This window comes from Treponema bryantii (genome assembly GCF_036492245.1).
GTDB classification, from domain to species: Bacteria; Spirochaetota; Spirochaetia; order Treponematales; family Treponemataceae; genus Treponema_D; species Treponema_D bryantii_C.
On record NZ_AP025286.1, the window covers coordinates 1,346,435 to 1,371,887 of the forward strand.

20 protein-coding genes and 2 rRNA genes are annotated in these 25,453 nt (G+C 39.4%); 15 read left to right on the forward strand and 7 right to left on the reverse strand.

Going from position 1 to position 25,453, the window contains the following annotated elements:
* Positions 1–69 precede the first annotated feature (69 nt).
* Positions 70–2,993: ribosomal RNA gene (locus AABJ44_RS06050) — 23S ribosomal RNA — on the forward strand.
* Positions 2,994–3,090: 97 nt separating this feature from the next.
* Positions 3,091–3,202 (forward strand): 5S ribosomal RNA (gene rrf, locus AABJ44_RS06055).
* A gap of 73 nt (positions 3,203–3,275) precedes the next feature.
* Here rrf and AABJ44_RS06060 read toward each other — a convergent pair.
* Positions 3,276–3,995 carry a hypothetical protein gene (locus AABJ44_RS06060; RefSeq protein ID WP_338371011.1) on the reverse strand — a complete coding sequence of 240 codons (720 nt, stop codon included), beginning with the start codon at positions 3,993–3,995 and terminating at the stop codon, positions 3,276–3,278.
* A 285-nt stretch (positions 3,996–4,280) separates the two neighbouring features.
* Here AABJ44_RS06060 and AABJ44_RS06065 point away from each other — a divergent pair, with 285 nt between their 5' ends.
* The 3 genes from AABJ44_RS06065 to AABJ44_RS06075 are packed head-to-tail and all read left to right on the forward strand — an operon-like array spanning position 4,281 to position 8,292.
* Positions 4,281–6,362 carry a methyl-accepting chemotaxis protein gene (locus AABJ44_RS06065; RefSeq protein ID WP_338371012.1) on the forward strand — a complete coding sequence of 694 codons (2,082 nt, stop codon included), beginning with the start codon at positions 4,281–4,283 and terminating at the stop codon, positions 6,360–6,362.
* 22 nt (positions 6,363–6,384) lie between these two features.
* The gene (locus AABJ44_RS06070; RefSeq protein WP_338371013.1) at positions 6,385–7,605 is read left to right on the forward strand and encodes a sugar ABC transporter substrate-binding protein; all 1,221 of its coding nucleotides are present in this window, start codon (positions 6,385–6,387) and stop codon (positions 7,603–7,605) included.
* A gap of 51 nt (positions 7,606–7,656) precedes the next feature.
* A complete protein-coding gene (locus AABJ44_RS06075) occupies positions 7,657–8,292 on the forward strand; it encodes an HAD family hydrolase (RefSeq protein WP_074644909.1) in 636 nt (211 codons plus the stop codon).
* On the opposite strand, the gene AABJ44_RS06080 is transcribed toward AABJ44_RS06075, so the two are convergent.
* Entirely contained in the window at positions 8,282–9,529 is a 1,248-nt protein-coding gene (locus AABJ44_RS06080) for a cation:proton antiporter (RefSeq protein ID WP_338371014.1), read from the reverse strand. The two genes, AABJ44_RS06075 and AABJ44_RS06080, sit on opposite strands and share 11 nt — an antisense overlap.
* 108 nt (positions 9,530–9,637) lie before the next feature.
* Here AABJ44_RS06080 and AABJ44_RS06085 point away from each other — a divergent pair, with 108 nt between their 5' ends.
* A complete protein-coding gene (locus AABJ44_RS06085; protein WP_074644906.1) occupies positions 9,638–10,687 on the forward strand; it encodes a hypothetical protein in 1,050 nt (349 codons plus the stop codon).
* Between the two features lie 3 nt (positions 10,688–10,690).
* Here the strand turns inward: AABJ44_RS06085 and AABJ44_RS06090 are convergent, their stop codons facing one another.
* The gene (locus tag AABJ44_RS06090) at positions 10,691–11,296 is read right to left on the reverse strand and encodes an HAD family hydrolase (RefSeq protein WP_338371015.1); all 606 of its coding nucleotides are present in this window, start codon (positions 11,294–11,296) and stop codon (positions 10,691–10,693) included.
* A 54-nt stretch (positions 11,297–11,350) separates the two neighbouring features.
* Between AABJ44_RS06090 and AABJ44_RS06095 the strand changes: the two genes are divergently transcribed.
* The gene (locus tag AABJ44_RS06095; RefSeq protein WP_338371016.1) at positions 11,351–12,613 is read left to right on the forward strand and encodes a class I SAM-dependent rRNA methyltransferase; all 1,263 of its coding nucleotides are present in this window, start codon (positions 11,351–11,353) and stop codon (positions 12,611–12,613) included.
* Complete coding sequence (miaA, locus tag AABJ44_RS06100) at positions 12,603–13,559, forward strand: tRNA (adenosine(37)-N6)-dimethylallyltransferase MiaA (protein ID WP_338371017.1); 957 nt, start codon at positions 12,603–12,605, stop codon at positions 13,557–13,559. Before AABJ44_RS06095 ends, miaA begins: the two co-directional genes overlap by 11 nt.
* A 123-nt stretch (positions 13,560–13,682) precedes the next feature.
* On the opposite strand, the gene AABJ44_RS06105 is transcribed toward miaA, so the two are convergent.
* Entirely contained in the window at positions 13,683–13,901 is a 219-nt protein-coding gene (locus tag AABJ44_RS06105; RefSeq protein WP_074644900.1) for a hypothetical protein, read from the reverse strand.
* An 87-nt stretch (positions 13,902–13,988) separates the two neighbouring features.
* Here AABJ44_RS06105 and AABJ44_RS06110 point away from each other — a divergent pair, with 87 nt between their 5' ends.
* Positions 13,989–14,720, forward strand: a complete 732-nt coding sequence (locus AABJ44_RS06110; RefSeq protein WP_338371019.1) for a TatD family hydrolase — start codon at positions 13,989–13,991, stop codon at positions 14,718–14,720.
* 47 nt (positions 14,721–14,767) lie between these two features.
* Complete coding sequence (lepB, locus tag AABJ44_RS06115) at positions 14,768–16,504, forward strand: signal peptidase I (protein WP_338371020.1); 1,737 nt, start codon at positions 14,768–14,770, stop codon at positions 16,502–16,504.
* Between the two features lie 78 nt (positions 16,505–16,582).
* On the opposite strand, the gene secA is transcribed toward lepB, so the two are convergent.
* Positions 16,583–19,405 carry a preprotein translocase subunit SecA gene (gene secA / locus AABJ44_RS06120; protein ID WP_338371021.1) on the reverse strand — a complete coding sequence of 941 codons (2,823 nt, stop codon included), beginning with the start codon at positions 19,403–19,405 and terminating at the stop codon, positions 16,583–16,585.
* 133 nt (positions 19,406–19,538) lie between these two features.
* On the opposite strand from secA, the gene AABJ44_RS06125 reads away from it, so the two are divergent.
* From AABJ44_RS06125 to AABJ44_RS06145, 5 genes are read left to right on the forward strand one after another with little or no spacing between them, the layout of a single operon-like run.
* The gene (locus AABJ44_RS06125; RefSeq protein WP_338371022.1) at positions 19,539–20,756 is read left to right on the forward strand and encodes an LIC_12708 family protein; all 1,218 of its coding nucleotides are present in this window, start codon (positions 19,539–19,541) and stop codon (positions 20,754–20,756) included.
* A 30-nt stretch (positions 20,757–20,786) separates the two neighbouring features.
* Positions 20,787–21,338, forward strand: a complete 552-nt coding sequence (locus AABJ44_RS06130; RefSeq protein WP_074644890.1) for a hypothetical protein — start codon at positions 20,787–20,789, stop codon at positions 21,336–21,338.
* A gap of 3 nt (positions 21,339–21,341) precedes the next feature.
* The gene (locus AABJ44_RS06135) at positions 21,342–21,749 is read left to right on the forward strand and encodes a (deoxy)nucleoside triphosphate pyrophosphohydrolase (protein WP_074644889.1); all 408 of its coding nucleotides are present in this window, start codon (positions 21,342–21,344) and stop codon (positions 21,747–21,749) included.
* The gene (locus tag AABJ44_RS06140) at positions 21,739–22,107 is read left to right on the forward strand and encodes a hypothetical protein (protein ID WP_338371023.1); all 369 of its coding nucleotides are present in this window, start codon (positions 21,739–21,741) and stop codon (positions 22,105–22,107) included. Before AABJ44_RS06135 ends, AABJ44_RS06140 begins: the two co-directional genes overlap by 11 nt.
* On the forward strand, positions 22,100–23,233 hold the full coding sequence (locus tag AABJ44_RS06145) for an N-acetylneuraminate synthase family protein (protein ID WP_338371024.1): 1,134 nt from the start codon (positions 22,100–22,102) through the stop codon (positions 23,231–23,233). Before AABJ44_RS06140 ends, AABJ44_RS06145 begins: the two co-directional genes overlap by 8 nt.
* 32 nt (positions 23,234–23,265) lie before the next feature.
* On the opposite strand, the gene AABJ44_RS06150 is transcribed toward AABJ44_RS06145, so the two are convergent.
* The gene (locus AABJ44_RS06150; protein ID WP_338371025.1) at positions 23,266–24,060 is read right to left on the reverse strand and encodes a type III pantothenate kinase; all 795 of its coding nucleotides are present in this window, start codon (positions 24,058–24,060) and stop codon (positions 23,266–23,268) included.
* 82 nt (positions 24,061–24,142) lie between these two features.
* On the reverse strand, positions 24,143–25,390 hold the full coding sequence (gene hisS, locus AABJ44_RS06155) for a histidine--tRNA ligase (RefSeq protein WP_338371026.1): 1,248 nt from the start codon (positions 25,388–25,390) through the stop codon (positions 24,143–24,145).
* Positions 25,391–25,453: the final 63 nt, after the last annotated feature.

A 25,453-nucleotide genomic window follows, 5' to 3' on the forward strand; every position in this document is an offset into this window, starting at 1 on the left:
CACTGCTTGGTTAGAAAATGTGATGCACACGAAAATCCCGGTTGAGTGAAAGAGCGGAAAAGATGATATGGCCAAGCGAATACAGGTCTATGGCGGATGCCTGGGAGCTGTCAGGCGAAGAAGGACGTGATAAGCTGCGATAAGCCGGGGACAGGAGCACATATCCGTTTACCCCCGGATTTCCGAATGGAGTAATCCGGTGCATTTATGCATCACCTGAATGTCTGAATATATAGGACACAGGAGCAATACTGAGTGAAGTGAACCATCTAAGTAACTCGGGAACAGAAATCAACAGAGATTCCCCAAGTAGCGGCGAGCGAACGGGGAGAAGCCCAAACCACTTATGTGGGGTTGTAGGACCGCATACGAAGTTTAGAGAAAACTTTTTTATAGGAGAAGCTTCTGGGAAGGAGCGTCAGAGAGTGTGAAAGCCACGTATCCGAAATGAAAGAGTCTTCAGCGGTATCCTGAGTATGGCGGGGCACGTGAAACCCTGTCAGAATCCGGGTCGACCACGATCCAAGGCTAAATACTGAACAGCTACCGATAGCGGACAAGTACCGTGAGGGAAAGGCGAAAAGAACCCCGGTAAGGGGAGTGAAAGAGAACCTGAAACCATAGACTGACAAGATGTCACAGCCCGCAAGGGTAGTGGCGTGTCTTTTGTAGAATAAACCTGCGAGTTGCGTTATGCAGCGAGGCTAAAGAATAGAAGTTCTGGAGCCGGAGCGAAAGCGAGTGTGAACAGCGCGAAAAGTTGCATGACGCAGACCCGAAGCCAAGGTGATCTTGTCATGGGCAGGCTGAAGGCAGGGTGAAACCTGTTGGAGGGCCGAACAGTAATCTGTTAAAAAAGGTAGTGATGACCTGTGACACGGAGTGAAAGGCTAAACAAACCTGGAGATAGCTGGCTCTCCCCGAAATGCCTTTAGGGACAGCCTCATACAAAAATGCCGGAGGTAGAGCACTGGATGGAAAAGGGGGAGTCAAATCCTACCGATTTCAATCAAACTGCGAATGCCGGTATTCAGCGTATGGGAGTGAGACTGCGTGCGCCAAGGTTCGTAGTCGAGAGGGAAACAGCCCGGACCGGCAATTAAGGTCCCAAATTCATGCTGAGTGTGAAATGAAGTGCGGATGCACAGACAGCCAGGAGGTTGGCTTAGAAGCAGCCATTCCTTAAAAGAGTGCGTAACAGCTCACTGGTCGAGCATCCGTGCGCAGACAATGTAACGGGGCTAAGCATGAAACCGAAATTCCGGAATCATTACATAGGTAATGATTGGTAGGGGAGCATTGAATTAACTGATGAAGGAATACCTGTGAGGGGTTCTGGAGGAGATTCAAGAGAGAATGCAGGCATAAGTAACGAAAAAGCGGGTGCGATCCCCGCTCGCCGAAAACCTAAGGTTTCCAGGGTAAAGGCAATCTGCCCTGGGTAAGTCGGCCCCTAAGGCGAGGACGAAAGTCGTAGTCGATGGGAAATTGGTTTATAATCCAATACTTAATTAGTTTTTATGGAATGACGCATGAGGTGAAATCCGGCCGGGCGACGGTTGTCCCGGTCAAAGCGACGAGTTGCTGAGGAGCTGGTTAAAAGAAGCTCTGAGATGAGTCGTTACAGCGAGGAAGCAGAAAGTGCAACTGAAGCGGACGTAATCAAGGTGCCGGGAAATAATTCCTAAGTGTGGCTAATTAAACCGTACCGGAAACCGACACAGGTAGGAAGGATGAGTAATCTAAGGCGCACGAGCGAACTCGCGTTAAGGAACTCGGCAAAATGCGCACGTAACTTCGGAAGAAGTGTGGCTCACGTTAGAAATGATAGTGAGCGGCAGAAAGCAGGCCCAGGCGACTGTTTATCAAAAACACAGCCATCTGCGAACCAGCAATGGGACGTATAGGTGGTGACACCTGCCCGGTGCAGGAAGGTTAAGAGGAGATGTCAAGAGCAATCTGACGCATTGAATCGAAGCCCCTGTAAACGGCGGCCGTAACTATAACGGTCCTAAGGTAGCGAAATTCCTTGTCGGGTAAGTTCCGACCCGCACGAATGGTGTAACGATTCTGGGCACTGTCTCAACGCGAGACTCGGTGAAATTTATATTCCGGTAAAGAAGCCGGATACCCATAATTAGACGGAAAGACCCCGTGAACCTTCACCGTAACTTAATATTGGGATCCTGTTTATCATGTGTAGGATAGCTGGGAGACTGTGAGGCGTGGCCGTCAGGTTGCGCGGAGTCAATGGTGAAATACCAGCCTTGATGAACAGGATTTCTAACCTTATCCTTGAAGCAGGATTGGGGACAATGTTAGGCAGGCGGTTTGACTGGGGCGGTCGCCTCCCAAAGAGTAACGGAGGTGCGCGAAGGTCTCCTCACTCCGGTTGGAAATCGGAGCACGAGTGTAAAGGCACAAGGAGGCTTGACTGCGAGAGTGACAATTCGAGCAGGTACGAAAGTAGGTCTTAGTGATCTGATGGTGCTGAGTGGAAAGGCCATCACTTAACGGACAAAAGGTACTCCGGGGATAACAGGCTGATTTTCCCCAAGAGTTCACATCGACGGGAAAGTTTGGCACCTCGATGTCGGCTCATCACATCCTGGGGCTGGAGCAGGTCCCAAGGGTTTGGCTGTTCGCCAATTAAAGTGGTACGTGAGCTGGGTTCAGAACGTCGCGAGACAGTTCGGTCCCTATCTGTTATGGGCGATGGAAGTTTGAGAGGAGCTGCTTTTAGTACGAGAGGACCGAAGTGGACGAACCTCTGGTTTACCAGTTATCCTGCCAAGGGTAAGTGCTGGGTATCTAAGTCCGGAAGGGATAACCGCTGAAAGCATCTAAGCGGGAAGCCCACCTCAAGATTAGACTTCCCTGGAACTTTAAGTTCCCTGAAGACTCCTGGGAGACTACCAGGTTGATAGGATGCAGGTGTAAGCGTCGTGAGGCGTTCAGCCGAGCATTACTAATAAGTCGTGAGACTTGGCCATATCATCGTTTCCGTTCAAAACGAACACTTCTGAATAATCCGTCCTGTGTGCACGAGAAATCGTCTTACACACTTCGTAACTTGGTATTGTTAATAATGCTAGTGGCCATAGTGGAGAGGTAATACCCGTTCCCATTCCGAACACGGAAGTCAAGCTCTCTTACGCCGATGATACTGGATTTGTTCCGGGAAAGTAGGAAGTCGCTAGCTTTTTTTATTTAACTGAAATCTAAAAACAAACAGAGCAGCAGAAAGATTTCTACAACATTTATACAAAACGTTATTATTCTTTTAATAGATACTTTTCAATAAAATCATCGTTAAATTCATAATTTCTGTAATAATACTTAGTACAATCTTGATTTTTTAATATATCCAGGTTTTTATAATTTAGTTCTTTTTTTGAAATGCCTATTAATTCATCAATAAAAACATTTACTTGAGTTGATAATGAATTATTATAATCTACAAAAGTTGTATAAATTATTTTGTCTTGTTGTACATCAATACCGGATTTAGGAACATTACGAAATATTTTTTTTATAAAATCATCATCTGTGAATAACACAAAATAACCATTATATTTATTTGAAATAATAGTTGTATTTTCAATTTGAAATTTAAAACAAGCAGAACCAAAACTTTGTGTTAGTGGAAGTTTATAATAATAGTATTCTGTAGATTGGTTATTTATTTCATATGAGTTCAATCTATTCCTTTCTATATCATCTGAAAGGGAGTTAAATAATATTTCCTTCTGCTCCGGTGTTAAACTTATTGTAAAACTATTATTTATTGTAAAATTTGACCTTTCTTGAAAAATCCAGTTTCCATCAGAAAGATTTACTTCTTCATCAACTAAAACATCGCAGTCTGTTTTTGGAAAAATAGGGTCTGTTGAAAATACAAACTGTTGATTAGGGTTTTCCAATTCATGTTGACAGCCAAAAAAGAATATTGTTGAAATTAACAATAGCATTGTTGAAATAAATGTTCTTTTCATAATTATTTCTCCTTTTTAAATTATGTTTTTTACATATATCTTAAGTATATATCAGAAAATTAAAAAAAACAAATTAATTAATTAACGGTGATGTGCGCCAAACATGGAGGGGTGCCGAAGGCAGCCACTGGACTGAGCGCAGCGAGGGAAGAGGCCGAGCGGCAGCGAGCCCCGGAACGCGTGTTGGACAGTGTTTATGCGCTAACTAATTTAAATTTTATTAAAAAAATTTGTTTTCATTAAAATTCTGCATTATAATTTTTTTTATAGCATAATGGAGATAGTATGAAAACCAATTCTTTATCTTTTAAAATTGTTTTAAGAATTTCTATTCTTGTTGTTTTTATTTGTGTTCTGATTACTTCTTTTTCGATTCTGCTGCTTAGACGGGTACAGACAAATCAGGTTGAAAGTACGATGACTAAGGTACGGGATGATGCTGGAAAACTGATGGAGCTTTCTATTAATGCGTACATCCGCGAGGTAGATACTATTGCGCAGCGGAACGATATCCGCAATATGGACTGGAAAGTTCAGAAGTCTATTCTTAAGATGGAAGCTAAACGAATTGGATTTGAATCTTTTGAGGTTGGTAATCCGAATGGTATGGCCCATTCTACTCGGGGGGACGATGTCTGGGTAGGTGGCCGGGCATACTACGGAAAAGCACTGGCTGGAAAATCAAATATTTCTGATATTCTTTATGATGAAAAAATTGAAAAAATGGTAGTTCATGTTTCAAGTCCTTTATATGATGATAAGGGTGATGTAATAGGTGTTCTATCTGGAGTTGCCGATGCTGCCTTTATGAATCATATTACTTCATCTATAGATCTGGAATATGATGGATTTATCTTCATTATAAATGATGCAGGTGAGAAGATTGCCGGTATTAATTATTATGGAAAAAAAGAGCTGGAAAATAATATTCATGATGCTGCTTATGGTCCGAATACAAAATATGGTCAGTTCCGTGAACTTCAGATTAAGATGATAAATCAGGAAAGTGGTTTTGAGACTTTTGATATGGATGGAAGTTCATACTTTTTAACTTATATCTGCATAAATAATGGCGACTGGCATCTTGGAATTATTCAGAATAAAAATCAGGCTCTTGCTGTTCTGTATATGATTTTGTACAGAATGATATTTATTACGCTTGCTTCCATTTTAGTTGGTTCATTGAGTGGACTTTTGCTTTCGAGAAGTCTTAAACCTTTGCGACAGGTTAGTAAGAATATTGGGGAGATTGCTTCGGGAAAGGCGGATCTTACTCAACGTATCAACATTAAAACTGAATATGAAATTGGTGAATTAGTTACCGGCTTTAATACCTTTACGGAAAAACTTCAGAGTATTATTAAGGTAATGAAAGAGTCTAAGAATGCACTGTACCAGGTTGGTGAACTGCTGAATCAGAATACGCATGAAACGCTAACTTCAATTGATACAATCATTGAAAATATTCAATCTACTAAAGATGGTACAGCTCATCAGTTTGCGAGTGTAGACCAGACTGCTACGGCTGTTAATGAAATTGCTTCGAATATTGAATCTCTTGAACGAATGGTAGAAAAACAAAGTGAAAGTGTTAAGACTGCCGGTGAAGCTGTTTCAGAAATGATTAAGAATATTAACAAAGTAAATCTTTCTGTTGAAAAAATGGCTGAGTCTTATGCAATTCTTGAGGAAAAAGCTCAGAGTGGTGTGCAGAAGCAGGATGATGTAAGTGCAAAGATTGAAATCATGGGTGAGCAGTCAAAAATGCTTGGAAATGCGAATAAGACTATTCGTGAAATTGCTAGTCAGACAAACCTGCTTGCCATGAATGCGGCAATTGAGGCGGCTCATGCGGGTGATGCCGGTATGGGATTCTCGGTTGTTGCTGTTGAAATAAGAAAGCTTTCTGAAACTTCTACTGCTCAATCTAAGGAAATTGGTGAACAGCTTAAGAATATTCAGAACTCAATTAAGGAAATTATTGAAGCTTCTAATGAATCTCGTCTTGCATTTAATGAGGTTAGTGATGAAATTAAATCAACTGATTATCTGGTAAAAGAAATAGCTGTTGCTATGGATGAGCAGAACAGTGATTCGGAACAGATTAATCTTTCTCTTGATTCTATGAATAACAGTACGGAAGTTGTAATTTCGGCTGTTAAGGAAATGTCTGAAGGTAATGCTTCCATTCTTAAGGAGATTCAGAATCTTCAGTCTTCTACTGTTGAACTGAAACAGCATATGGAACAGATGGAAGCTGGTGCAGAAACTATCAAGCAGACAGGAAATGCTCTTTCTGATATTTCACAACAGATGTCTGCTTCAATTGATGATATCGGCGGTCAGGTTGATCAGTTCCAGGTTTAAGCAGTGTGTGAGAGGTATGAAAATGAAGAAGAATATAAATAGATTATTGAAGATTTTTGCAGTTCTGATTTCTTTTACTTTTTGTATTACAGGCTGTTCAAAAGTTAATAATGGTACTGTAGAAGATAATCCAAAAGAAATCCATATCCGTGTATGGGAATCAAAAGATGGAATTGATCAGTTTATAAAATATGCGGGTAGGACTTATACGGAAAAGCATCCGAATGTTATAATTGATTATGTATATGTAGAACTTCACGGTGCGGTTGAGACTCTTGAAGTGGATGCTCCTAAAGGTATTGGACCAGATATCATTCCAGCTCCTCATGATAATCTTGGTACTCTTGTTTCTAAAAAACTTATTGTTCCAACTGAAAATCCTGATAAGATTTCTAAGCAGGTTCTTGCTTCCTGTGCAAAAGCGCTTACATACAATAATACTATGTATGGATATCCTGTCAGTGCTGAAACTTATGCTCTTTTCTATAATAAACGTTTGATAAGTGAGAATGAAGTTCCAAAGACCTGGGAAGAGCTTGTAAAATGGGTGCAGCAATTTAATTCAACACATCCTGGTAAATATGGCTTTGTAATGGATGTTACAAACGCTTATTACTCAATTCTTTTTGCAACATCCGGTGGAAACCGTTTGTACGGTGAAAGCGGAACCGATGCCAGAAATCCTTGTATGAATACAGCTGAAGCAGTAAAAGGTATGACGTTTTTCCAGAGCCTGAATAAAGATTTAGGACTACAGGATCTTGAATTAAGTACTGCTGCTTGTGAAGGCTTATTTGCATCTGGAAATGCGGCTATGTTTATTACTGGCTTATGGAATGTAAAACCTTTTGAACGTGCTGGTATAGATTTTAATGTTGCTGCAATTCCTTCGCTTCCAGGCGAGAATAAGCCTGCAGCTTCTTTCAGTGGAACCAGAGGAATGTTTGTTACTGCCTGTTCAAAGCATCCGAAAGAAGCTGCTGAATTTGCTGAATATTTGCTTTCTCCTGAAATGCAGCAGTTCAGATTCCTGTATACAGGAGCTATGCCTTCAATCAATACTACTGTAGACAGTAAGTATATGCCGGGCTTCCTGCATCAGCTTGATTATGCTTTCCCTATGCCTTCAATTCCTGTAATGGGTAAATTCTGGACTGAGACTTCTACAACTCTTGCCAATATATGGAATGGGGCAGATGTAAAAACTGAGCTTGATTTATTAAATAACAAGATAAAAGATTAAAAGCAAAAACGGTTGTCTCATTCCAGATTTTAATGTATAAATTGATACATTATGAATAAATTTGATGGACTTATCCTTGATGTTGATGGCACAATCTGGAATACAACCGGAATTGTAGCTGAAGCCTGGAATAAAACAATAGACGATAGTTTTCCTCAGGTACCTCATGTAACTGCTGATATTCTCAAAGGCCAGTTTGGCAAAACAATGGATGTTATTGCTGACAATCTTTTTGGTGTTCTTTCTGAAGCAGATAAAAAAGAGCTTATGAAAAAATGCTGTGTAGGAGAGCAGAAAGCTCTTCTGGAAAATACTGTTGATATAACTTACGAAGGTGTACTTCAAACCTTAAATCGGCTTTATGAAAAAATCCCTCTCTTTATAGTAAGTAATTGTCAGAGTGGATATATCGAACTTGTAATGAAAAAAAACGGAATTACAAATCTGATTAAAGATATTGAATGTTTTGGTAATACAGGAAAATCAAAGGCAGAAAATATAAAACTTGTTGTAAGTCGTAACGGTCTTAAAAATCCGGTTTATGTTGGAGATACACAAGGTGATTATGATGCCTGTAAACAGGCTGGTGTTCCGTTTATCTGGGCTGCCTATGGTTTTGGCCGCCCAGAAACAGATGATTACTTTAAAAAGATTGAAAGTTTCTCTGAATTAGAGTCTATTCTGTAATTTCTGAAACTTCAGTTTTTTCAGAGAATGAACGTTTAAGTAAAATAGGCACTACCATTGAAGAAACGATAATCAGCAGGATTACGGATGTAAAATATTTTGAATCTACGAGTCCTGCTGAAAGTCCTTTTGTAGCTACGATAAGTGCAACTTCACCACGAACCATCATTCCTTCTCCAATCTGAAGACATTCTTTCCAGTTGAAACCTAGAAGTTTTGAAATTCCACCACAGCCGATAATTTTTGAAAGACAGCCTACAATTACAAATGCGATAGAGAACCATAAAAGACTAAGGTTCATTCCAGAAAGATCTGTTTTAAGACCTATGCTCGCAAAGAAAATAGGGCTGAAAATCATGTAAGCATTAATATCGATTTTTGATTCCATGTAAGAAGCATCACTAAGACTGCAGAATACAATACCTGCAATATATGCACCTGTGATATCTGCAATTCCAAAAAAGTGTTCTGCACAGAAAGCAAAAATCAGAGCAATACCAAGAGCGTAAATCGGGATACGGCGTGAGCGGGGATGTCGTTTGTCATACCAGCGGAAAAGTCTGTATACAATAAAACCAGCAACAATTGCACATACAAAGAAGGCGAGGGTCTTTAGGATGATTCCAAGATATCCGCCTTTTCCTGAACTTACACCAAGTACAATTGTAAGTACGATAATACCGATTACATCATCAATAATAGCGGCACTTACAATTGTCTGACCAACATCACTCTTGATTTTTCCAAGTTCCTTTAAAACTGCAACTGTAATACTAACTGATGTTGCTGTAAGGATTGTTCCGATAAATACGCTCTTGAAAAAGTTAAGGCTTCCCCAGCTGTCAAAACCAAAGAAGAACATCGACATAACAGTTCCCATGATGAGTGGAACAAATACACCACAGATAGCAATCAGAGTTGCTTTAAAACCAGACTTTACAAGAGATTTGATGTTAGTTCCGAGACCTGCAGAGAACATGATCAGAATAACACCAATTTCAGACATATAGGAAATAAACTGGTTAGTTTCATTATAGATTACATTTGGATCTGTCTTGCCGAAATTTCTAAAGAAAGGAATAAAGCGAAGAATGAGACCTGCAACAATCATACCGGCTACCTGAGGTATACCGATTTTCTTTGCAAGAACGCCAAAATATTTGGCTACAATTACAATAATACCTACCGAAAGAAGAATGTGCAAAATGATTTCGGTGTTTGGAAGTGTTGAATTCATATATAAATCCCCCTTATAATAAGAAGATATTTAAAAAATTGAATTATTATATATTTAGTACATATTTTATTCAATAGAAGTGTTATAATATTGTTAATAGGAGTATATATGAAAACAAGTCGAATTCGATTTCTTTTAATTTCTGTTTTGGTTTTTACTTTGGCATCATGTGCAACAACAGTAAAAGTTAACCTTACTCGACCCGCTGAGCTGGACTTAAATGGTGCCCGTACAATTGCTGTCTTACCTTTTACACCTTCTCACTATGTAAGAACAGATGATATGTCTATTGGAAAGAAAATTGTAATCAGTACTTTCTATCAGCTTTTTGATATTGAAGACAAAGATGAACAGCTTGCAATTGATACACTCAGAAGTCAGATAGAACGTGGGCTACTTTCTTCTCCGTACATTAAACTTGTTAGCTCTGATTCTGTAGAAGCTTCTCTTAGAAAAGGAACGTTGAATCCTGCAGATGTATATCTTACAGGTGAAGTAGTTTATTTTGATGTAAACAATAAACGTTCTGAAGAGAAAAAAATGGTAAAGGCTGCAAAAGGTGATCAGAAAGCTGAATATCAGATTGTAACTTACTGGAAAAAGGAAGTTAAATTTAAGTTCAGATATACAATTATAGACAGCTCAACAAATAAAGTTATTGCAGTTAATTCATTTATTATTGATAATGTCTCTTCAAAATATGAATCTAAAAGCGAACTTCCGGCAAGTTATTATCTGATAGATGATGATCTTAAGAAGTATGCTTCTCAGATACTTAGAGAACTTCAACCATATGCTGTTGTAAAGTCTATAAAACTGCTTGAACCTAAAACCAAGGATAAGGCTCTTAAGCAGCGTATGAAAACTGTAGATGAAATGGCAGAAAACTCAAAATTAATTGCAAAGGCATCTGAGGAGTACTCTAAGATTTATGAGGAAACAGGTCTAGTAGAAGCAGGCTATAATGCTGCAATTCTTCAGGAAGCACTTGGAAATCTTTCAAAGTCAGAGAAGATGATGATGGAAGTATACGAAGCACATCCTGACAGTAGAGTAGAAAAAGGATTGTCTGATATCCGTTATGAGATAAAACAGGCACTTCGCCTCAAAAAACAGATAAACGCCACTGAGGCTGACGGTGATTTAGACGATTTCTAATTATTAAAAATAAATTTTCCATTTCTCGGTAAGTTCCGCAGCGCTTGTAAAAAGTTCTGCGTGAATACCGAGACTTGCAGCTGCCGCTACGTTATCCGCCCTATCATCCGTAAAAAAAGTATCCTCCGCGGCGGCCTGCTCAGCTTCAAGAATCAGTTCAAAAAAATGAGGATCGGGTTTAGCGCAGCCTATTTTGTTTGATGCATAAGTCTGATTAAAGAACGCGTAATCTCCACGCTCCATATGATTTTCCCAATGACTGTCGATTGTATTTGTTCCGCACACAACACGATGCTTTTTTTTCAACTGCTGAATGAGCTCTACAGTTTCCAGATTTTTTGACGGATGAAAATAAAGGCGGAAAAGATCATTTTCTACCACTGGAACATTTTTGTATTTTTCGTCTTTAGACGCAGCAACACGTTCATTAAATTGAGTCCAGAACTGCTGTGGATTTATTTTACCGGTTTGGAAAAGATTCCAGATATCATGTTCACCAGATGAACAAAGCTTATAAAAATCTTCTGTTGTAATATTTAATTTCTTGTAAAGCTGGGTAAGCAAGAATGTGTTTGTAACAACACCACCCATATCAAAAATAAAAAGCATATTCCGATTATGGTGTAATTGTGATGAATAATCAAGTTTGATATAATGTGCCTTATGAGTATGAATAATTTTCCGAGAGTTTTTCTGAACAGTAAAGAAGAAAAAGAAATCCAGCAGGGATTTCCATGGGTATTTGATAATGAGATTTCTCATGTAAAACACAGAGCCGACGAAAAATCAGAATGGAAAAATGAAAGCCTTAAAGAGTGTACTGTTGAAGACGGTAGCACAGTAGAAGTTTATACAAAGGCAGGTGGATTTCTTGGAACCGGTATTCTCAATAAGAAGTCAAAAATCACTGTGCGTATAATTGGAAGCGACCATGCAGATGTTATTATGGCAGATACAGCCGCTTATTACGAAAAGAAGATTCTTGAAGCTTACAATATGCGCCGCATGTTCTATAGCGACAGCGATTCTTACCGTTTGATTTTTGGTGAAGCAGATTTTATTCCAGGTCTTATCAGTGAACGTTTTTGTGACGAAAAGGGCCGTGTAATTATTGTTGTACAGTTCCTTTCACTTTCCTGCGAAGTATTCCGTGAGGATATTATTGCAGCACTTAAGAAGGTATGTAAGCCAGATGCAATCTATGAGAGAAGTGATGCCTCTGTTCGTGATAAGGAAGGTCTTCCTCAGACTGCAGGCTGGATTTTCGGTAAAGGTGAAACAGAAATCACTATTGTAGAAAACGGAATTAAGCTTTGTGTTGATATTGCAAACGGACAGAAGACCGGTTACTTCCTTGATCAGAAGTTTAACCGTACTGCTGCTGCCAGCTTCTGTAAGGGTAAGACTGTTCTTGATACCTTTACTCACACAGGAGCTTTTGGTCTTAATGCATTTAAGAATGGAGCTCGTGAAGTTACTTCTGTAGATATTTCTCCGGAAGCAGTTGATATGGTAAATCACAACATTGAACTGAACGGCGCGGGTAAGGTAATGAAAGCTGTTTGTGCAGATGTATTTGATTTACTTAAACAGTATGAAACTGACGGTCGTAAGTTTGATGTTATTATTCTTGATCCTCCAGCATTTACAAAATCTGCAAAGATGATTGAAAAGGCTTATGGCGGATACAAGGAGATTAACCTGCGTGCATTGCGTCTTTTGAATGAAGGCGGCATTCTCGTTACCTGTTCATGTTCTCATTTTATGGAAACAAATATGTTCTGTGATATGCTTATGCATGCTGCAATGGACAGTCATAAACGAATTCAGATTCTTGAAAAGCGCGGAGCAGGCCCGGATCATCCGGTTCTCTTAGGATATCCAAAATCTGAATACCTTAAATGTGTGGTGTGCCGTGTCCTCTAGTAAGCCTTATAACTGTGTAATAATCCTTGGGCCTACTGCTGTAGGAAAAACTGCAATCGGTGTTGCAGTTGCCCGTGCTTTTAATGGCGAAATAATATCAGCCGATTCTCGTCAGACCTATCGTCATCTGGACATTGGTTCTGGAAAAGATCTTGCTGATTATGCTGAAAGTAAAGACGGCGCGGCTGTTCCATACCATCTGATTGATATAACAGAACTTCCTGCAGAATACAATGTTTACAACTACCAGCAGGATTTTTACAAGGCTTTTAAGGATATTACAGGGCGGGGTAAACTTCCTGTAATTGTTGGCGGCACCGGCATGTATCTTGATGCGATTGTCCGTGACTATCAGCTTGTAATTCTTCCTGAAAATAAAAAACTTCACGAGGAACTGGAAGCAACTCCACTTGAAGTTCTTGCTGCACGGCTTATGGAGCTTCAGCCTGATTTACATACAAAAGGCGACCTTCTTGAAAAAGATCGTGTAATAAAAGCACTGGAAATTATTGAGGCGAAAAAGAAAGGGGTAGACTCTACCTCAGTTCAGCGCCCGGAAATAAATCCACTTATAATCGGTACAACTTTGCCTCGTCCTCAGATGTGGGAAAATATAAGCATACGTCTTAAGGAGCGTCTGGATGGTGGAATGCTCGAAGAAGTTCAGTCCATTCATGACAGCGGAATTACCTGGGAGCGGCTTGAAAAGCTTGGTCTTGAGTATCGTTTCTGTTCTCAGTTTCTGCAGGGAAAAATTGCAACAAAAGAAGAATTATTTGAAGGACTTTTTATTGCTATCCGTCAGTTTGCAAAACGTCAGGAAACCTGGTTCCGTATGATGGAAAAGAAAGGTGTGGAGATTAAGTGGCTTGAGCCGGGTAGTAAGGAAGAAAGAATCGCGCAGACGAAAGAAATAATTGCCAGTCATCCCGAATTAGCTTCGTAATCTGCTAATGGATGCTGAAATAAATTCAGCATGACGTGTACGACCTGGTTAAATAAAAACCACCGGTGGTGTCTCCGGTGGTTTATTCAACAAGAGGACTCTCTTTTTTAATTCAATATTTTATTAAGCATTAACTGCCATCTTTACAGTTTCTGTAATCTCTGTAAGATAGCCAGTACGAATACAGCTGTCAAAAAGTTCCTTAGAAATATAGTCAGTTTTTACGTCTTCGTAGCCATCCATATCACGAACGATTTTTACTACGAATCCATCTTCCATCTCACGAAGGATTGTCATGTAGTCTGTGTTTTTTCCGATGCTTTTGAGTGTGTATTTTTTCATTTTCTTTTTACTCCCATATATAAAAAATGATTTAAAGTGTCACGCAAAACTGTCTCATTATTCATATTTTCGGTTATAATAAAAATAATGTTAGAAAAATTTTCAAAAAAAAGTAAAAATTTTCTCTTTGATGCTCATTTTCATTATTCTGTGTGTAAACGCTATGGAATTGATATTCCGGATTTTGGAGAAGAATATGAATGGAGCGGAATCTCCTGTGCACATTTCATTAAAGAGTATGAAGTGCAGAGTAAAGCTCCAGACTGTGTAATCCAAAGTTACGGAATACATCCTCAAAATGCAGCAAATGAAAATATTCAGGAAAGTGCTGATTTTCTTGAAGGAGTTTTACAAAGGGGAGAATTAGCTTTTATTGGAGAAGCAGGTTTTGATTTTTTTACAGATGAATTTAAGAATGCTGCAGATTTACAGGAAGAAATCTGGAACATTCAGCTTGAACTTGCATTAAAGTATGATAAGCCACTGGTAGTACATTGCCGTAAAGCAAATCACAAACTTTTTGAATATTCAAAACAATTGAAAAAACTGCCGGAAGTTTTATTTCATTCCTTTATGGGGCCTCCTGTAGAAGCTGAATCTTTATTGCGACATGAAATAAATGCATATTTCAGTTTTGGAAAACAGGTGATGAATGGAAATAAAAAGGTAATTGCGTGTGTGAAAGAATTACCACATGAAAGAGTTCTCCCGGAAACCGATGCCCCGTTTCAGACTTTGAAAGGTGAAGATTATACAAAATTGTCTGATATTAAAAAGATAACTGAAGAAATAGAGAAATTTAAAAGTGGCCAGACATAATTTTTCAGTGACTTTAATATAATCTAAAAATTTAGTATATTTTATATATGAGTAACAAAAAAGAATTATCATCACAATTTTATAAATTAAGACTATTTATCTTCATCGAATTCGCCGCCGCAGCAATATTTACACTTTTGAACATCAGTTTTCATGCGGATATCTCACTCTTAGCATTTCCGCTTTCACTTATTTATTTTGGAATCAGTGTATGGTTTAATATCAAAAAACTGTTTATTGATACAGATGGTAAAAATATTTATGCAGCTATTAAACTGAATGAATATCTTCCTTATTTTCTTTTCATTACTTTCATTTTGAGAAGAGCCGGAGAAACTGGAACTCCATTTATTATTGATGTATTCGCAGTTCTTTCATGGTTTGTTGTTTTTGTTTTAGCATATCTTAATTCCAGAAAACTTTATCCTGCAAAGAATAAGCTGATTGTTCAGGGCTGGAAGGTTGCTCCTGCTGAAAGAAAGTTTAAGGGAATTGGAAAGGTTTTATTTGAGATTGCAGACTGGATTGATGCTTTCTTCTGGGCTATTTTCACAGTTCTGATTTTCCAGATTTTCCTTATGCAGCTTTATGAAATTCCTTCAGAATCAATGGTGCCAACTTTCCTTATAAAGGATAAGGTTTTTGTTTCAAAAATTGATTGTGGACCAAAGTTCCCTCTTACAGATGTAGGACTTCCAGATTTCAGAAAATACAAGAGGGGAGATACCATTGTTCTCAGAAACCCTCATTACAGCCTGGACAGAAAATCAGAAGTAAAAACAGTTACTTCTCAGCTGATTTACATGTTGTCTATCATGCAGGTTAATCTCAATAAAGATGTAGATGGAGAACTGAAGGCCGATCCGCTTGTTAAACGAATTACAGGTCTTCCTGGTGAGCAGCTTGTAATGCAGGATGGAACTTTATACAGAAGAACAACGGCCAGCGATGTATTTGAACCTGTTGCTGCTGATTCAAAATATGCAACCTGGAACCTTAATGCAGTAAATAAAAATCTTAAACCTTATATCCGCAGTTTCCCATTGAACTCTCAGGAATATCAGGAAATGCTGGATTTTGAAGAGGAAAGACGTAATTATGATCTGGCTGCGGCTGAATTTCAAGCTTATGAACTTTCAAGACAGCTTAGAAAATATATTACTATAAATAAAGATGCAGGTAGTTTCAGTACACCTTCATTATCTGAAAACAATTTATTTATGAATCTTCAGCGTATTACTAAAGGCTTAATGCTTCAGGAAGGTGGAACTGAATGGTTTGATAAATTTATCTGTTCATGGATTCCTGCAAAGAGTGAAGTTCGTGATTTGTATTCAGAAGCAAATTTCCGTCTTAATGTAATGACTAAGATTACTTTTGGAAAACTCGTTGTAGAATATGCAAGACTTATCTCTGATGGAATTCCAGAAGAAAAATGGGTAGAAAATAGTGAACTGCTTAATCTTTATAATTCTGCAGAACATTTAGACTGGTATATTCAGGGCTTACTTGATGAAAGAAATATGCCTGTATTCCCTGCAAACGATTCTGATGGAAATCCAAAGTATATCCCGGATAACTGTTACTTTATGATGGGCGATAACCGCTTTAATTCGCTGGATCTCCGCCATCGTTATGAACAGAAAGAAACTGCCCTTACTTCAGATGATCCTCTTTCAGTAACTTATTATTCAATGATGGAGCCTCAGTACATCAACAAAAAATATATTATTGGAAAACCTGTATTGAGATTCTGGCCGCTTGGCAGATTTGGAAAGGTTTAAAAAAAAATCCCGTGACAAGCACGGGAATTAAACATAGCTGTTATTGCCCGGACTTACCGGGCAATTTGTTTTTAACGGTTATCTTCCGCAACACTGCTTATATTTCTTTCCGCTTCCACAAGGACATGGATCGTTTCTTCCAACCTTTGGCATTGTGCGGCGAACTGTTACGTTATCACCCTGTGAGCGCTGGTTCATAGCACTGTTTACAGCCTGACGTCTAGCCTGATCTCCGTTGAAATTAGAGTGTGCGCTGCGTTCTGCTGTGTTCTGAGCCATCTGAGCAGCTGTGTTACCAGCTTCATTATGCTGTGCATTCATGCCCTGCTGCTGAGCTTCCAGCATACGGCGGCGCTGTTCAGCGGCTTCTGGAGAAAGCTGTACACGAACACGGAATACGCGTGACATAACCGAATTACGGATTGTGTCGAGCATTTCATCAAAGATATTAAAGCCGTCAATCTTATATTCTGTAAGAGGGTTCTTAGAACCGTAAGAACGGAGAGCAACTGCTTCTCGGAGTCCTTCAAGAGTTTCGAGCTGATCAAGCCATTTCTTATCAATCATCTGAATGTACTGATAGCGGATAAACATATTGAAGTTTTCTCTTCCGGCAAGAGTTTCCTTCTCTGTAATATCATTCTGAAGGGCAGCAATAACTGCTTCTTTTGTATATCCGTCTGAAGGGAGCTGGATTGCAAATGTATTACGGATCTTTTCCTGCAGCTCAAGAAGCGGTGCATTAGAATTCTTATTATGTTTTGCTTCGTATTCGTAATTTTCAAAGAGATTTTCTACTTCTTCCTTAGCGTTGTTCATTACACGCTCTGAAAGTTTGTCATCTCCAAGAATGGTATCACGCTGATTGTAGATAACAGTTCTCTGTTCATTGAGAACATCATCATAATCAAGCAAATGCTTACGGATTTCAAAGTTGCGGTCTTCTACCTTCTGCTGTGCCTTTTCAATTCCTTTGTTGAGCCATGGGTGATCAATAGGTTCTCCCGGCTGCATACCGATACGGCTCATCATAGCCTTCATACGTTCGCCGCCAAAGAGACGCATAAGGTCATCATCCATAGAAATATAGAACTTAGAACGTCCAGGGTCACCCTGACGTCCTGAACGTCCACGGAGCTGGTTATCGATACGGCGTGATTCATGACGCTCTGTACCGATTACATAAAGACCACCAAGAGCTTTTACTTCTTCATAATCTTTTTTCCAGTTTTCCTTTTCGATTTCAAGAGCAGCCTTGTACTGTTCTTCTGTAGCATTTGTTCCGGCACGTTTTCTTGCACGGAATTCAGGGTTACCACCAAGCTTAATATCAGTACCACGACCTGCCATGTTAGTAGCGATTGTTACGGCACCTTTTGCACCTGCTTCTGCAATAATCATAGCTTCGCGTGCATGGTTCTTAGCGTTCAATACTTCGTGACGGATTCCCTTACGTGTAAGAAGGGCAGAAAGCAATTCTGATTTTTCTACGGAAACTGTACCAACGAGAACAGGCTGTCCTTTTTCGTGGGCTTCCTTAATCTCATTAGCAATTGCTTCCCATTTTTCTTTTTCGTTGAGGTAAACCTCATCATTTTCATCTTTACGTGCAACAGGAAGGTTAGTAGGAATAGCTACTACATCGAGGCCGTAAATCTTGTTGAATTCAACTGCTTCTGTTGCGGCTGTACCAGTCATACCAGAAAGCTTGTCGTACATACGGAAGAAGTTCTGGAAGGTAACTGTAGCCATTGTGCGGTTACGCTGAGCAATTCGGATGTGTTCCTTAGCTTCAATAGCCTGGTGAAGACCATCAGAATAACGGCGGCCTTCAAGTACACGTCCTGTAAACTCATCAATAATCTCAACTTTTCCATCGCGGATGAGGTAATCAACATCATTATGGAAAAGAAGGTGAGCGCGCAGAGCCTGTGTAAAGTAGTGTGTGTATTCAAAGTTCTCTTCATCTTCGAGAGAACCTGTAATCAGATTGTGCTTGTGGAGAATGTCATTGATGTGGAGCATACCTTTGTCTGTGAAAGATACACGCTTTGACTTTTCATCAATTGTGTAGTCTCCTTCAATTGCGGCACGCTCTTCCGGAGTCATAAAGGTTTCATCAGGATATTCACCTGTTTTTGGATCCTTTGCTACTTCCTTAAGTTCGCCAACATATTTATCAACTTCGTGATATTTGTAAGTATCATCTTCGCCGGCACCAGAAATAATAAGTGGAGTACGGGCTTCATCAATCAAAATAGAGTCGATTTCGTCGACGATACAGTAGTTAAAGCCTCTCTGAACCTTATCTTTAAGATCAACCTTCATGTTATCGCGCAGGTAGTCAAAACCAAATTCGTTGTTTGTACCATAAGTTACATCGCATGCATAATTTGCTTTACGGGTATCGTTATCCATGCTTGAAAGAATTGAACCTACTGTAAGACCAAGGTATTCAAAAATAGGGCGGCGGGAATTGGCATCGCGTTCTGCAAGGTAATCGTTAACAGTTACAACGTGAACGCCTTTTCCTGTAAGGGCATTAAGGTAAGCTGGAGCAACGGCAACAAGTGTTTTACCTTCACCAGTCTTCATTTCAGTGATTTTACCCTGATGAAGATTGATAGAACCCATAATCTGAACATCGAATGGACGTTCACCAATTACACGCCATGAAGCTTCACGACAGAGTGCAAAGGCTTCTGGAAGAATATCATCGAGAGTCTCACCTGCAGCAAGACGCTCCTTGAATTTTTTAGTCTGTTCCGGGAATTCTTCTGGTTTTAGGGATTTTGCCCATTCTTCTTTAGCATTTACTGCAGCCAGAATTGGCATAAGGGCTTTTACATCGCGATCGTTCTGTGTTCCGAAAATCGCGGTAAGGACTTTATCAATAAACATAGTTTTTCCTTAATCAAATAATTTTAGATATTCTATTATACCTTATATTTATAAAATTTACTATATTATGTTGTATAACGGCAAGAAAAAAATGCACTTTCAAAAAAGTTGATATGTATATATAATAGTTTCTATGAGAAAAATCTTCTTATCTGCAGCAATGTTTGTCTCTGCCCTTGTTTTTACTTCCTGTATAAAAAGTGAAACCGTGCAGTCTATTAGTGAAACTGAACTGTTTTCCCTTCCGTATGGAAATTTTGAAGAGCAGTTAAGTGTTACCGATCTTAATGATGTTGGTGATGTCCGCTTTGGAATTGCAATGCAGGATGGATTTTTCTATATCGTAAATGGTGAATCTAAGAAAATCCTTGAGCTCAATTCGTATGGTGACCTTCTTACTCTGTTTTATAATGAAGATTCACATACAGCCCGGCTTTTAGAAAATTCAAACCGTCCGGATAAAAGTATTCATCATGAAATTTCATATCCTTTTGATTATCCTGGAATGATTGCTGTAGATTCTAATAAAAATGTCTACACAGTCTGTTCAATTCCATGGGATCGTCAGGAAAAAAGTGATGACGGAACAACCCTTTACAGCCATACAATCCTTAGATTTGCCCGCGACGGTTCTTCTGTAGATTATATTGGCCAGCAGGGACCGGGGGGAACTCCATTTCCTTATATTAAAAACATTTACACCACTTCAAAAGATGAACTCGTTGTAGTTGCAGCTTCATCTGAGGGAATGCTTGTTTACTGGTTTGCTAATGACGGCTTCTTAAAGTATATGATTCCGGTTACTATAAAAGATGCTCCTTCTGTTGCAGACAAAGAAGAACATTCAGATATCTTTCTGACAATTCAGAATGTTGTTCCTGATCCTGTTTCTTATAAGCTGTATGTTCAGATTGACTATTATTCAACATATGTTGATGAGGATTCAAAAGTACAGTCTGGAATCAATTATATTCAGTCAATGCTTTATCCTTTGAATATTGAAACTGGAACTTACGAAGACCCGGTTTCTGTTCCTCCGTACGAAGAATCCGTTGTTTCTGATTATAGTAAATTGACTTATCGTATTCCTTATGATTTTCTTGGCGTTACAAAAAGCGGCTGGAAGTTCTTTATTGTAAAAACTGAAGACGGCTTTAATATTGAAATGATTCAAAGTGAAAGCCAGAGAATCCTGCGCCGTCATTTTAATGCAGTTCATTCAAATATTATTTATGATTCAATGTGCCTTTCACAGGACGGTATTCTTACAGCGCTTTACCTGGAAAAAGAAACGGCACGTGTTGTCTGGTATAGAACTGATAATCTTATAGATGCGATTTTGAAGAATTAGTGTAATTGCAAGCGGAGAAAGACAATCCTTATGTTTGAAGATGTCGAAGAAATAAAGCCAGATGATGGAGTTGAACAGCCTCTTAAGTTTTATTATAACCGCGAAAATCGTATTGCCAGAGCTCCTCAGCTGGTAAAAGATTATTATAACGGTAAACTTCAGCCAGTCCGCGGGTTCAGGATTTTTTTTACTAAACAGAATCGGTACATTTTTTTTGCGTTGATTTTTTTTATCGGCGCTACGTGGATTTATACCGGATTGAACAGAACTCGGGCGGGTACCACTCTTGCCGGAGTTAATTTTGAACTGATGGCTTTTTCGTATGAAGAAGAGGTATATGTTTCTCTGCAAATGAAGCGAAGCAGCCGCAGCCGTGAAACTGCCCCTGTAAATGTTCAGGCGGAGTTTTTTGCGATTGATCCGAACGGGCAGGTGGGGGATAAGCGTCAGGGACAGCTTGTTTATAATGAAGGCGAGCAGTATATTCGTACAAAGTTTACGGATTATGATATAATACGTGTAGACGTAATTTTGAATGCGGGGGGCTATGAGAAGGAGCTTTCTGCGGAAGTGAAGAGGTAGGGTATGAGCCGGTCAATTGCCTGTATAGATTACAGAAATGGAAAAATATTTATAGCAAAACGTCAGATGGTCGGCGATATGGGCGGTCGTTGGGAGTTTCCGGGCGGTAAAATAGAAGATGGGGAAGATTTACAGACCGCTGTAGTTCGTGAAATGCAGGAAGAGTTCGGAGTAACTGTTACTGTTGGCCGTAAAATCACATCTGGAACCTTCACTCATAAAGGAAAGCCTTGTACCCTCGATGTTCTTGAAGTTAAATTTCCTCATGATGGAATTCAAAATAAGTTTGAACTTACTGAGCATACAGATTATAAGTGGGAAGATATAGAGTTAATCCCAAGCCTTAATTTTGTAGATTCCGATTTATCAATTTATAATGACGTAAAAAAATGGTGTGAAAATGAAAAATAAACTTTTTGTATCTGCTTTCTTATTCCTGATTTTTGCTGTTATGTTTGTTTCCTGTAAAAAGAAAGGTACGGAAAAAATTGTTTTTGATAATTCACATCCTCTGGCTCTTGCTCCTGACGTAGAATGGGCTGTTGTAATTGAACCTTATGCAGTTTTCAAAGAAACTGATGAATGGGGAGCAGCAACTGCAGGTCATTGCCGTAAGGGAGAAATCCTTCAGGTAAAAGGAAAATCAATGGATGCCAATAAAGAAAACTGGTATTACTTTGATGGCGGCTGGCTTTCACAAAGCAGTGTTTCAATTTTCAACAACCGCTATAAGGCAGAGACTGTTTCGAATAATCTTGTAAATGAATAAAAGTAATATAAATATCATAGCAGAAATAGGTACCTCACACGAAGGCTCAATAGAAAAGGCAAAAGAACTTGTTGATGCAGCAGCCTGGGCCGGTGCGGATACTATAAAATTTCAATGGGTTTATGCAGATGAAATCCTGCATCCAGATACAGGTTTTGTAAAACTTCCCACAGGAAATATCCGTCTTTATGATCGTTTTAAGCAGCTGGAATGCCCGCCATCTTTTTATAAGGAAATGGTATATTATGTTCATTCCAAAGGCTGTAAGTTCTGCTGTTCTCCATTTGGTTTGAGAAGTCTTTCAGAGCTTTTAGAACTTAAACCTGATTATGTAAAGGTTGCCAGTCCTGAATTAAATCATTTTCCTATGTTAAAGGCTCTGTCTTCTTACCGTGAACATGTTGGCGCGGAGAATGTACCTGTCATTTTATCCAGCGGTGTAAGTAAACTTGAAGATATTAAAAACGCAGTTGATATTGTAGGAACAAAGAACGTTTCTCTTTTGCATTGTATTACAAGTTATCCAGCTCCAGAAGATGAATATAATCTAAAGGTTATTTCGACACTGGCAAATCAGTTTGGAATTGAATGCGGGGTAAGCGATCACAGTCTAGATCCTGTATTAGTTCCATGTCTTTCTGTAGCCGTTGGTGGAACTGTAATAGAAAAACATATTACTTTAAGTCGTGAAACTATGGGGCTCGATGATCCTGTTGCACTTGAGCCGGAACAGTTTGCTTTAATGGTACATACAGTTCATCAGACAGAAGCAACATTCCGTCATTATGGTTCTGAACTTGGAATGGAACGAACTGTTGGACAACTTTCAGATCAGTTTGGAAAAGAACGGGTTTTATCTGTTCTCGGTGACGGCATAAAACGTCTGGCTCCAGCAGAAGAAGCCAACTATGGCCGTACAAACAGAAGTCTTCATTTTATGCGTGATATGAAAGAAGGTGAAATTATTGGCGCGGATGATGTAGCTGTTTTGAGAACAGAAAAGGTACTTACTCCAGGGCTCACACCAGACTGGCTGGATAAGGTGGTGGGTAAGAAATTGCTGAGAGATGTAACATCAGGATCTGGAGTTCAGAAAATGGATTGCTTCGCCTCCGGCTCGCAATGACGTCATTGCGAGGAGCGCAGCGACGTGGCAATCTATTCCCCAATAATATCTGCTATACGTTTCATTGCACAGAGCGTTAAATCTTTATCAACATAATCAAAAGCGTCTGTAATAGGCGAGAGCATACTGTTAAGCCCGCCTGTAGCAATTACTTTTATGTCTTCAATCTTACAGCCTGTTTCTTTTACCAGATCTTCCTTCATCTGTTTAAGAAGACCTTCTACAAGACCTTTATAGCCGAGTACAATTCCGCTCTGAACTGAGACTACTGTATTCTTACCAAGACTTGTTGGCGGAATATCAAGCGGAATTGCAGGAATCTGTGCCGCATTTGCAAAAAGAGAATTAAAGGCAGTGCGGATTCCCGGTGCAATTGCAACGCCTGCAATATTTGCGTTTGCATCAATTGCTGTAAACGAAAGTGCTGTTCCAAAATCAGTTACAATACAAGGACACTTATAACGGCACCAGGCTTCGAGGGCATCGCAGTAAAGGTCAGTTCCAATTTCATGAACGGCAGTTTCCGGCAGTTTAAGAGGAAGTTTTGAATAAATATCAGGCCCGATAATAACAGGCTTCTTTCCAGAAAAATGCTGGGAAACAATTACAAAAGGACCAATAAGAGCCGGTACAACGGTGCTTAAAACAACTGTCGAGATTTTAGAAAAATCAATTTCAGCATCGCGGAAAAGAGGGCGTAGTAAAGAAAAGTATTCATCTCCTGTACGCTTCAAATCAGTTGAAATACGCCAGGTATAAAGAAGTTTGTCGCCGTCAAAAAGTGCAGTTTTTATATTTGTGTTTCCGATGTCGAAAATCAGTGTCATAAATAATCCTGTTTCTCACAGAGCTGAAGAGGACACAGAGTTTTTTAATTTTCTCCGTGTCCTCCTTTGCTCTGCGAGGAATTTATTTAATGTTTAAAGTTCCATCTTTAAATGTAGCAAACTTAGTATATCCCTGCTTTTCAAGCATATCATACTGAGGGCCTGGTTTCTTTGCCTTTTTGAGAATGGTTACTGCATAGTCTTCGCGGAGCTTTTCTGCTTCTGAAATTACCTTTGCAAATTCAATTGAATCATCATAAAGAAGGGCGCACTTTTCTTTTGCACCAGGAATCTGGTATTTCTGATCAAGAAGAATGCTGCAGATGCGTTCGAAGCCGATTGAGAATCCAACAGCTGGAACCTGCTGACCGATGAACTTACCAATTAGGTTGTCATAACGTCCGCCGCCGCCAACTGCACCGCTGAAGTCCGGGCTTCCAATTTCGAATACTACGCCGGTGTAATAGCCCTGACCACGAACGAGGCTTGGAGTGTAGTTGATCTTGTATTTTCCACCAGAAACTTTTTCTGCAGTAGAAATAATGTATTTCAAATCATCTGCAATTGAAGGATCTGCACAGCGTGCTGCAACATCATCCACAGAAATAGAAGAGCCGCTTGCCTTAGAGATAAACTCAACAAGAGCCTTGATTGCACCGTCCGGCATCTGCTTTTCGCGGAGTTCTGCTTCAACTCCTTCTGCACCAATCTTATCCATCTTATCAAATGTGATACAAACTGAATCGAGTGTATCTGGTGCAAAGCCCATATTCTCGAGCATGTTGCGGAGAATGCGGCGATCATTGATATTGATTACAAAATTGTTGAATCCAATGTTTAAAAGTGCGCGGGCTGTAACGTCAATCAGTTCAACCTCTGCGTTGCAAGATGAATCGCCAAGAATATCGATATCGCACTGAACAAACTCACGGCTGCGACCTTTCTGAGGACGTTCTGCACGGTAAACACGGTCTGTCTGAATTACCTTAAACGGAAACTGAAGTTCATTGCGGTTTGCTGCAAAAAAGCGTGTAAGAGGAAGGGTAAGATCGTAGCGAAGTCCCATGTCAGAAAGAGATTTTTCATTTACAGGATTTTCTGCAAGGGCAGCATCAAGCTTGTCGCCGCGTTTAAGCACCTTAAAAATCAGGTTGAGGTTGTCACCGCCGTCAGATTTATCAAGATTTTCTGCATCTTCGAGCATTGGAGTAGAAATGCGCTCAAATCCGCTTGCACGGTAAGTCTCCAAAATCTTTCCCTGCACATAATCGCGCAGTCTCTGTTCTGCCGGTAAAATATCTTTCATGCCTTTAAGTGCGTTTGTCTTCATATTATTCCTCTTTGAAGTAGTATAATAGTGAAAAACGGCGTTTAAGACAATTAGCAGGTAATT